Origin of the sequence: Rhizobium sp. PEPV16 (assembly GCF_008919455.1) — a bacterium.
In the GTDB taxonomy this organism is placed as follows: domain Bacteria; phylum Pseudomonadota; class Alphaproteobacteria; order Rhizobiales; family Rhizobiaceae; genus Rhizobium; species Rhizobium leguminosarum_Q.
In genome coordinates, this window is the sequence record NZ_VSZV01000127.1 from 1 (window position 1) to 6,274 (window position 6,274).

General features: G+C 59.5%; 6 protein-coding genes and 1 pseudogene. 2 read left to right on the top strand and 5 right to left on the bottom strand.

Annotation, left to right across the window (positions count from 1 at the left end; translation table 11 throughout):
- Both FY112_RS02140 and FY112_RS02145 read right to left on the bottom strand, forming a co-directional pair.
- Positions 1-126: pseudogene (locus FY112_RS02140) on the bottom strand (p-hydroxycinnamoyl CoA hydratase/lyase); the annotation flags it as partial.
- A gap of 41 nt (positions 127-167) precedes the next feature.
- Positions 168-1,754 (bottom strand): AMP-binding protein, encoded by a 1,587-nt coding sequence (locus FY112_RS02145; protein WP_151517542.1) that lies wholly within the window; start codon positions 1,752-1,754, stop codon positions 168-170.
- Between the two features lie 200 nt (positions 1,755-1,954).
- Between FY112_RS02145 and FY112_RS02150 the strand changes: the two genes are divergently transcribed.
- Together FY112_RS02150 and FY112_RS02155 are read left to right on the top strand one after the other, a co-directional pair.
- Positions 1,955-2,440, top strand: a complete 486-nt coding sequence (locus FY112_RS02150; protein ID WP_151517543.1) for a MarR family transcriptional regulator — start codon at positions 1,955-1,957, stop codon at positions 2,438-2,440.
- 123 nt (positions 2,441-2,563) lie between these two features.
- Positions 2,564-3,970, top strand: a complete 1,407-nt coding sequence (locus tag FY112_RS02155; protein WP_131622194.1) for an adenylate/guanylate cyclase domain-containing protein — start codon at positions 2,564-2,566, stop codon at positions 3,968-3,970.
- Positions 3,971-4,091: 121 nt separating this feature from the next.
- On the opposite strand, the gene FY112_RS02160 is transcribed toward FY112_RS02155, so the two are convergent.
- The 3 genes from FY112_RS02160 to FY112_RS02165 form a co-directional block, all read right to left on the bottom strand.
- Entirely contained in the window at positions 4,092-4,712 is a 621-nt protein-coding gene (locus tag FY112_RS02160; RefSeq protein ID WP_151517544.1) for a hypothetical protein, read from the bottom strand.
- A gap of 74 nt (positions 4,713-4,786) precedes the next feature.
- On the bottom strand, positions 4,787-4,942 hold the full coding sequence (locus FY112_RS36560; RefSeq protein WP_181018128.1) for a hypothetical protein: 156 nt from the start codon (positions 4,940-4,942) through the stop codon (positions 4,787-4,789).
- A gap of 42 nt (positions 4,943-4,984) precedes the next feature.
- Positions 4,985-6,040, bottom strand: a complete 1,056-nt coding sequence (locus tag FY112_RS02165) for a hypothetical protein (RefSeq protein WP_151517545.1) — start codon at positions 6,038-6,040, stop codon at positions 4,985-4,987.
- Between the last annotated feature and the right edge of the window lie 234 nt (positions 6,041-6,274).

Below are 6,274 nucleotides of genomic sequence, written 5' to 3' on the forward strand. Positions count from 1 at the left end.
CCTGATATTCAGGGCTGGGTTCATCGCATTGCGCTTTTCCGGACGGTTGAGGGTCACGAAGGCGATGCCATTATCGAATTCGACCAGAACCGGCGATTGCATATCAGTCGTGTTCTTTTCAATCATGAGGTTACTCCATGGGTTTCGGCGTGAATGCCGGGGCCGCTTCACAGGGCCTGTCGTTGAAGGGTTTCGTCAAAATGAAACTGGCGCAGGACATGTTTCTGCACCTTGCCGGAGGCGGTGCGGGGAATGGCCTCGACGAAGAGGATGCGGGCCGGACGCTTGAAGGCGGCGAGCCTTACCGCGCAATGGCCGGCGATCTCATCGCCCGTGGCCACGGCACCCGGCCGCAGCACGACATAGGCGAGGCCGCATTCGCCCCATCGGACATCGGGAATGCCGACGACCGCCGCGTCGAGGATATCGGGATGACTTGCGAGTGCCGCTTCGACCTCGGCGGGATAAACATTCTCGCCACCGCTGATGTACATGTCCTTCAGCCGGTCGACGATGCGATAGAAGCCGTTCGCTTCGCGTCGGCCGAGATCGCCGGTGCGGTACCAGCCGTCGGCAAAGGCAGCAGCGGTTTCCTGAGGTTTGTTCCAGTAGCCCGGTGTCACCGCCGGCCCGCGCAGCCAGAGTTCGCCGATCTCGCCTTCATCAACCTCTCGGCCGTCCTCGCCGACGATACGAATGTCGAGCAAGGGCGCGGGAAGACCGACGCTGCCGGGATTGTCCTGCACGGCGCGCCGATCGATCGGCACGTGCAGCACCGTTCCGGCCTCGCTCATGCCATAGCCGTTGACCAGCGCAACGCCGTCATCGAGATAGCTTTCGATCAGCGCCCGCGTCAGCGGCGCGCCGCCGACGAAAAGCGCATGCAGGCCGGCGAGCGCCGCGGCGCTATAGGCGGGATCGTTGCGCAAGGCGAGCGCGATCTGCGGCACGGCGAAATAATGGGTGATGGCACGCTGCCGGTCGGCAAGGGCAGCGAGTGTGCGCGCCGGGGTGAAGCGGTCGGAGACGACAAGCGTGCCGCCTAGCATCAATGTGGTTCGCGCCACCGCGATCAGCCCGATCGTGTGGAAGAACGGCAGGTCGCACAGGGCGACGGATCTCGGCCCGATCTCGCCCACGACGGAAAAATTGATAGCGGCAAAGAAGGCGTTGCGGCGGGTGATAACAACGCCTTTCGGCCGTCCCGTCGTGCCCGAGGTGTAGAGAAGGACGCAGGGTGCATCGGCATCGGCGGGCACCGGAGCGGCCGGAAGGCTCGCTTCGATCCGCGCGGCGAGCCCGGCCGGACCGTCGGCCGTCGATATCACCACCATCTCAGGATCGGCGTCCGCAAGGCTGGCGACGGTTGCCGCGAACTCCTCGTCGTGAACGAGCAGAGCCGGCGCGCAATCGGCAAGGATCGGCCGAAGCTCGGCGGCGTTGAGGCGCCAGTTGAGCGGCACGTAGATGGCGCCGGCACGCTGGCAGGCAAAGGCAAGCACGATCGAATCCATCGCGTTGCGCGCCAGCATGGCGATACGCGCCCCGTCGCGGCGCGCTCCGAGCACATCGCTCAGGAAACCGGTGCAGCGGGCGATCCGCGCATCGAGCTCGGCATAGCTGAGCTGCCTGTTGGTAGCGATCTCGAACAGGGCCGGACGGTCCGGTGCGACGCGGGCGCGGTAAAGGATCGGATCATCCGTCACCAGTCCGCAATCCGCCGACGAAGCCATCCCGGAAAAGGAATGCGCCATTTTCTCCTCCCATGCTCACCGCTCCCCGCGGCAGGCATCAAATTTGTATGCAACACATACTAATATCTTTTTCCTGTGATGCAAGAGGCTGTTTAAGGCAAATCCGATCGCTCGAATGGCGCGAGGAAATCCACACTCCGGATATTGACTAACCCGCTGATTTTGATGGTTATGGCGCCTGGACGAGGCGAGAACGAACGATGGCGACAAAATCACCGCAGGACGATTTCGAGGGCGAAGATGCGCCCGCGACGCCGGGCCTCGACGTCGGCCGGCTTGGCGACCTGCTGGGATTTCATCTGCGCATGGCCCATGTCGCGATCTATCGCGACTTCGCCGAAACCATGGAGGAACTGGCGCTGACGCAGAAGCAGCTGGCGGTGATGGAACTCGTCGCCGGCAATCCGGGCGCATCACAGATCGACCTTGCCAATACGCTCGGCACCGACCGGGCGACGATGATGGCCCTCGTCAACCGGCTGGCAGCCCGCGACCTGATCGAGCGCCGCCCCTCCGCGGCCGACCGCCGCCGCCAGGAACTTCATCTGACGAAGGCTGGACGCGCAATGCTCGCGCGAGCGCGTGCGCTGATCGATAGGCACGAGCAGCGTTTCATCGAGCTGTTTTCGCGCGATGAGATGGATGCGCTGCTGGCTGCGCTGAAGCGGATATACAAGGGGAACTGAAACCCGCCTTCGATTGGGAAGCAAGCAGCATCCAAGCCTTTAGATTTCTATTGGGTAACCCTCGTGTTATGATCCCCATCCTGGCGTCGTCCGCCGTGGGTTCTGCACACGGAGACTTGTCTGATGAGCGAAGTGGACGTACTTTTTGCCTCCCTGCGACAGGCGGCTGACCCGCAGACGGTTGAGTGCATCGAAAACGTCGTCACGCATGGCTCGGATCGTGAACTCAATCGCATCAATGCGCTCGCTTTCGCCGATAAGCATGATCTCGACCAAGAGAAAACCATCGCCGCTTTTCTGCATGCAGCCCGCATAGGCGCATTCGAGATGACCTGGAATGTCCTTTGCCCGGGATGCGGCGGCGTCCTCGACAGCGGCGCAACCCTCAAAACCGTCGTCCACGAGACGTACCATTGCGCGCTCTGCGCGGCCGGATACGAGCCCACCCTCGACGAGATGGTGGAGGTCACGTTCACGGTCAGCCCGCGCGTGCGCAGGATTGCCGCCCACGACCCCGATCGGTTGCCGCCGCTCGAGTACTACCGCCAGATCTTCTTCAGCTCGGGCGTCGACCTGCCTGACGATCTCGAAGCGAGATTCTCACGCATCCAGCTGGAGATGATCGAGTTGGCTCCGGGCGAGAAGGCCTTCGTCTCGCTGCAGCTGCCGGCGCAATTCGTCATCATCTTCGATCCCGTGACCCACTCGGCGCAGTTCATCGACGTGCAGGGTGAACCTACCGACGAACGTCAAACCCTCTCGATGATCATCAGTCGGACGCATGCGCTGAACGAAACGCTGACCCTGCGCCCGGGCTCACTGCGGCTCACGCTCGAAAACCACACCGATCGCAGAGTGGTGCCGAATGTCTGCATCGCAGGAGACGAGCTGCACGACCTGCTGGGCCGCAGGCGGCCATTTCTGACAGCCAAGCGTCTGCTGACGAACCAGAGCTTCCGCGACATCTATCGGACCGACACACTCGACGTCGACCAGCGCCTCAAGATCACCAGCCTGACCTTCCTCTTCACCGACTTGAGGGGCTCGACCGCGCTTTACGAGCGCGTCGGAGATCTTGCCGCCTTCGATCTGGTGCGCGCCCATTTCCGGGTTCTTCACGAGATCGTCGCCACCGAGGCCGGAGCCGTCGTCAAGACCATAGGCGATGCCGTGATGGCCACCTTCCCGAGCCCGGACCGCGCGGTAGCCGCCGCACTCAAGATGCGGGAGGCGATGCTTCGGCTGAATACCGAACACGGCAGCGACGATCTTCTCCTGAAGATCGGCATCCATGAGGGGCCATGCCTGGCAGTCAACCTGAACGACCGGCAGGACTACTTCGGCCAGACCGTCAATATCGCCTCCCGCGTCCAGGGCCTTGCCGATCCCAATGTGATCATGACGACGGAGGCGATCGTCGAGGATGCCCAAGTTTCAGAGATCCTGCGCGACAGCGGCATCACATCGGCCTCCCGGATGGCGGAGCTCCAGGGCATCGGGCGGGAAGTGAGGATTTTTGCGCTGTCGTGAGGGTGGTCTGCTCTTCGACGTCAAGCTTGGAGCCCCACGCTATCGCCTGACACGATAGACGTCACGGCTGCCGTGGTTGGAGAGCGAGGCGAGATTTCCGTCTTCGACGACGATCATCCATCTAGTACGGCGGGTTTTGAATGGTCGCAAAGTTAAATGTGTCAACCATGGTAGCAATGGGGTCTGGGAAATACCGGTAAGTTGCAACGCGCTTCCCATGCACAATGTAGTCTTTTTGCTCGACGTCTCCCATCACAATCAGCGAAACCGTCACCCTGGAAGTTCCCAGCATCTTGAGGGCAACGATTCTTTCCCGTGGATTCGGGCATTGCTCCCCGACGTCACACAGCCTGCCAATCAATCTCATTTGAGCGAAAGGCTCGAAACTTGCGAATGACGTACCGCCTATGAACTTAACCTTGTCCTTGAAGGCCGACCATTCTGTTCCGGCGGTAATCTTCTCAAACATCGGGACTGCGTTTTTGAAGGTGAAGTCCTTTGCGACAAAAGGCGCGACCGAAGAGATCAAAAGCGTGACATGCTTTTCCCCAATCCAGCAGTCAATCCACAGATGGTGGTCGTCAGGCGCGCTGCGCTCGATGTCGCGACCTTTACAGGCGGGGTCGGCAGCCATGCTAGTGTTGGCTGGCCCCCTTATCAGCCACATGGCTGCGGATGATTTCTCAGCGGAGACCGCCCAAAGCGTCGCAAGAAAAATGATTGTAGTAAAAAATCTTGGCATCAATTTTCCTATTCAGGTCCGTTGTGAATCCACCTGTGGCTCACCGCTGTGGCCCCCAACGCCAATGCCCGGCGTCAAGTGCGGTACATGTAAAACAGCACGAGGGTGATGAGCATGATTACCACCGCGATAACTATGCGCTCCACCCAACGCATAAACACCGATTTCGATGAATTGCCCGTTAGCCAATCGTTCAGGATGTCTCCAAGGAAGAAAAGCAAACTGTCCATTTCCTTGTTTTCCCCTGGCCCCAATTAACATCGCGACTCATCTCACAGAGTGCTGAAGCCCGTCTGCACCCACAGCAACTGCTTACCGTCCTTCGACCAAGTCGCATCAACGGACATGCCATATGGTATCGATCTAAAAGCCCGACGAATGACTCCCTTAGTCGGAAATTTGGGGCCGTTCTTTCGGATCGAATACCCGCCAGTAACCCGCTGCGTGCCGTCCGACTCTATGTAAGGGCGAGCGCTACTGAAGTTCGGGGGCACGTCAAAGCCTTGCGCTTCGAACCAGTCGGTTGCGTAGGATAAGTTCTCGTAGGAACCCAGCAGTCTGAACATACAGACCTCCGCTTCGTCCTCGTTGTCTATCCGATCCCAGTCCATCTCCTTTAGGCGATCTGTCGACAGGTCATCCGTCTCTGCCTCCTTGAGACAGGAAGCTGGATCAGGAAAATCCATCATGGCGACCTTCTGGGACGCAGTCATTTCTCGTTCGAATCTGACATGAAATGGAGGCGTCCCAGGGTCAGGCTCGGGACCAGAACTGACCCAAAGCAGCTTGCCGCCATAATAGAGATAGCCGGAAAGTTGGTAACCGAGATATGCCAGGACGACATAAGCGGCATAATTCAGCAGTTTGCGGCCAGCATTGGGTTCCCGCATCTGCCAGGCCTGCAGCCAATCACCTGCTGATTTTCCGGCGAGAAGCCAGTAAAGATAGCCAGTTGCAGCAGCCGCAAGCAGCGCGGCTGAAAGCCTTAAGGGATCATTGACGGGGATACCCGTTGCCAGCAGCCCGGCGATGATCCAGATGGTGAGATACCATCTCCAACTCTTCGCCGATTTCCATTCTGTCACCGCCAGAACGATCAGCAACGGGATCGTGCCATTGAAGAGATAGCCCGACGCACGGAATACCACTCCCCACACGAGCGCATCGAAAACCAGCGAACCTCTCGGATTTGCGACGCCTCCCTGAGGATGATCGGGGAGAGAAAGATGTGTCGGAACGGCGTTCAAGAATTCAAACAATGCCGCGAAAGCGACGATGCATAGGATTGTGACAAGCGCGATCCTCAGCAACCGAACGAGGATTGTCATTATCAATGTCCACCGAGATCGTTGCGCTTCGAGGGCACGTATAAGAAGACTGGGAGCTGTTCCGCCGCCAACAGCATAAGCCCAGGACCGCCTGGTTCCAAAAATGAATGGCTCTGCATCTAGGGTAACGGCTCCCCCCCGCTGGGTCGATCTTTTATAGTGAAGCCGTATGGCGGCGATGGAGCCAAGCATAGCGAGACAATACCAGGCAAACATCAAGCCAAGCACCCATAG

Bases quoted from the DNA above. Each gene is read 5' to 3' on its own strand.
- FY112_RS02150 (WP_151517543.1), top strand. From the start codon at position 1,955: ATGGCGACAAAATCACCGCAGGACGATTTCGAGGGCGAAGATGCGCCC.
- FY112_RS02165 (WP_151517545.1), bottom strand. From the start codon at position 6,040: ATGACAATCCTCGTTCGGTTGCTGAGGATCGCGCTTGTCACAATCCTA.
- FY112_RS02145 (WP_151517542.1), bottom strand. From the start codon at position 1,754: ATGGCGCATTCCTTTTCCGGGATGGCTTCGTCGGCGGATTGCGGACTG.
- FY112_RS02155 (WP_131622194.1), top strand. From the start codon at position 2,564: ATGAGCGAAGTGGACGTACTTTTTGCCTCCCTGCGACAGGCGGCTGAC.
- FY112_RS02160 (WP_151517544.1), bottom strand. From the start codon at position 4,712: ATGCCAAGATTTTTTACTACAATCATTTTTCTTGCGACGCTTTGGGCG.
- FY112_RS36560 (WP_181018128.1), bottom strand. From the start codon at position 4,942: ATGGACAGTTTGCTTTTCTTCCTTGGAGACATCCTGAACGATTGGCTA.